This is a genomic window from Flagellimonas sediminis, from assembly GCF_010500845.1.
GTDB lineage: Bacteria > Bacteroidota > Bacteroidia > Flavobacteriales > Flavobacteriaceae > Flagellimonas > Flagellimonas sediminis.
The window spans coordinates 1-2552 of the sequence record NZ_JAAAMI010000025.1 but is presented as its reverse complement, the minus strand read 5'-3'; the positions used below and the strand labels follow the sequence as shown (position 1 = coordinate 2552).

The following is a 2552-nucleotide window of genomic DNA, read 5'->3' as shown; positions in this document are numbered from 1 at the left end:
TGGATAAGCCGGGTAAACTGACCCACCTTCGCCGGATAAAACTGACCATAGCAAACGAACTGCCCAGATTTGATCTATCCTTGGGTTAAACTTAGTTTTTATTTTTTAATTTTCTTCTCATCGATTCGCCTTTTATATCTATTCTGTGTGCCGTGTGCACCAAACGGTCGAGGATGGCATCGGCCAGTGTTCTCTCCCCGATAATGTCGTGCCACTTTGATACGGGCAATTGTGATGCTATTATAGTGGATTTTTTGCCGTGCCTGTCCTCGATGATCTCCATAAGTGCATGCCTATTGATGTTGTCCAATGGCTTAAGGCCGAAGTCATCCAAGATGAGCAGGTCCTGTTTTTCAAGTTTGCTTATCTGCTTTGGATAGGAACCGTCGGCCTTTGATGTCTTGAGCAGGGTAAAGAGCTTTGCGGTATTGAAGTACATTGTTTTTGATCCCATGGAACAGGCCTGGTGGCCGATGGCCGATGCCAGGTAACTTTTGCCCACGCCGGTACTACCGGTAATAAGTATGTTCTCCCTTTTTTGGATGAACCCGCAGGAACCGAGCCGCCGGACCAGGTTCTTGTCCAGTTGGCGCGACGGTCGGTAGTCGATGGCTTCCATGACGGCCGTATACCTGAACCTTGCGGACTTGGTCAATCGCTCTATCCTACGGTTATGGCGGTCGTCCCATTCGTTCTGGACGAGATAGGCAATGAGTTCGTCATTGGTATAGTCGGTATCGGCACCTCCGGTTTCCATTGTTGTTGCAAAGGCCCTGTGCATTCCATAGAGCCTCATTTCTTTCATCAATTGCATTGTTTTTTCGTTCATATGTCCTGTTTTTAAGTATTGTTTCTATTCGTAGTATTTCCCTCCCCTTATGTTGTTGTGCTCGGGCATTTCCATATCACCGTCCATACGTTCATCGATCTGGTCCCATCCCTTTTTCAGGATGCGCTCGACCATATTGTAATTGTACGCACCATATTCCGAGGCACGTTTGCACGCATTCTCAAGACGTTCCCTTCCGTACTTTTTGGCAAGGTGGAGTACGCCCAGACAGGATTTGTAGGATTGTTCGGGGTGCTGCTTCTTCTCCAGGATGGCAATGATGTACCCTTTACAGTGTCCGCCGATATTGCCCGCCCAATCGATGAACCTCTCACTGCTCCATTCGCTTACGAACCTGTGGTGCGAGGGCATATGGTCGGCCAAGGTGGTATAGCCGTATTTTTTCCTGTCCCTTGTATGTACGGCGAACCTTTCGTGCTTATGGTAGATCTCGACGATATTGTCGGTATAGACCAGCTTGACCTGTTTGCCGATATGCCTGTAGGGCACGCTGTAATAATGCTTGTCCTTCCCAAAGTAGATATGGCTGTTCTTGTGCACGGTGGCCTGGGCATAGCGTTTTACCTCATAGCGTTTCGCCGGTAACGGCATCAGTTCGCCCTTCTCGATTTCCATAAAAAGCGAACACCTGGAATATTCCCTTCCCCTGAACGGCATTGCGTTGTGTTTTTCCAGCAGTTCCCTTATCGCGATGTTGATATCGGCCATGCTGTGGAAGACCTGGTTCCGTAAAGGGGCGAACACCCTGGTGTAGATTATCTTCACGGCGTTCTCCACTATGGCCTTGTCCCTTGGCCTATAGGTACGTGTGGGCAGTACCGCCGTTTCGTAGTGTTCGGCAAAGTCGGCGAAAACCTCGTTGACCTTGGGCTCGTAACGGCTGCTCTTGGTGACCGCCGACTTAAGGTTGTCGGGCACCAGGGCCTTTGGTACGCCGCCGTAGAACCAAAGTGCGTTCTCGGTGCAGCGGATGAAGTCCTCCAGTTTTTGGCTTGCGCAGGCCTCTACATAAGTATATTGGCTGCTGCCGAGTATACACACGAACACCTCCAGTTCCTTCAGTTCACCGGTCTCCCTGTCAACGATATGGAGTTTCTTTCCCGTGAAGTCTATAAAGAGCTTGTCGCCGGCCTTGTGCTCCATGTGCATTACCGGAGAGGTTTCCTTGCGCCATTCGGCGTACCAATACTTGAACTGTGAGAGCTTGAAGCCATCGGGGTGCTTGGCATAATATTCCTCCCACAACAATTGCCTGGTCACCCCGGTCTTGCGGAGCTCTTTGTCAAAATAGGGAAAGTACTGCCTTAAGGTCAGCAACCGTTGGCTCTTGCGCTTTTGCCCGTCCTTGAAAAGGTTGTGGAGTTCCTCCAGGGTCATCTTCTCCACTTCGTAGGCCGTAAAACGGTACCGCTTGAAGAACTCGATGTACTTCCTGACCGTGACACGGGATATGCCCAATTGTTGGCTTATCCTCCGTTTGCTAGTGCCGGAGGTGTAAAGTTTGTAAATCAGTTTTGTTTTTCGCATGTCTATCTGCTTGTTCGCCATGGTGCTTTTTAACAAAAAAAGCACTTAGACTTTTTACAGATAGATCGAATCTAAAAGTGGTCCACTTTGGCCCGGCCAGGGTGGGTCACTTTCGTCCGGCCAGCTATGGTCACTTTAACCCGGCGAGGGTGGTATACTATGTCCGGCGTTTCCA

2 protein-coding genes are annotated in these 2552 nt (G+C 49.7%); both read right to left on the bottom strand.

Annotated elements, in window-relative coordinates; all coding sequences use genetic code 11:
- Nucleotides 1-91: 91 nt before the first annotated feature.
- Nucleotides 92-829, bottom strand: a complete 738-nt coding sequence (gene istB, locus GTK07_RS19110) for an IS21-like element helper ATPase IstB (RefSeq protein ID WP_163636633.1) — start codon at nt 827-829, stop codon at nt 92-94.
- A 24-nt stretch (nt 830-853) separates the two neighbouring features.
- Complete coding sequence (istA, locus tag GTK07_RS19105) at nt 854-2398, bottom strand: IS21 family transposase (RefSeq protein WP_163636632.1); 1545 nt, start codon at nt 2396-2398, stop codon at nt 854-856.
- Nucleotides 2399-2552: the final 154 nt, after the last annotated feature.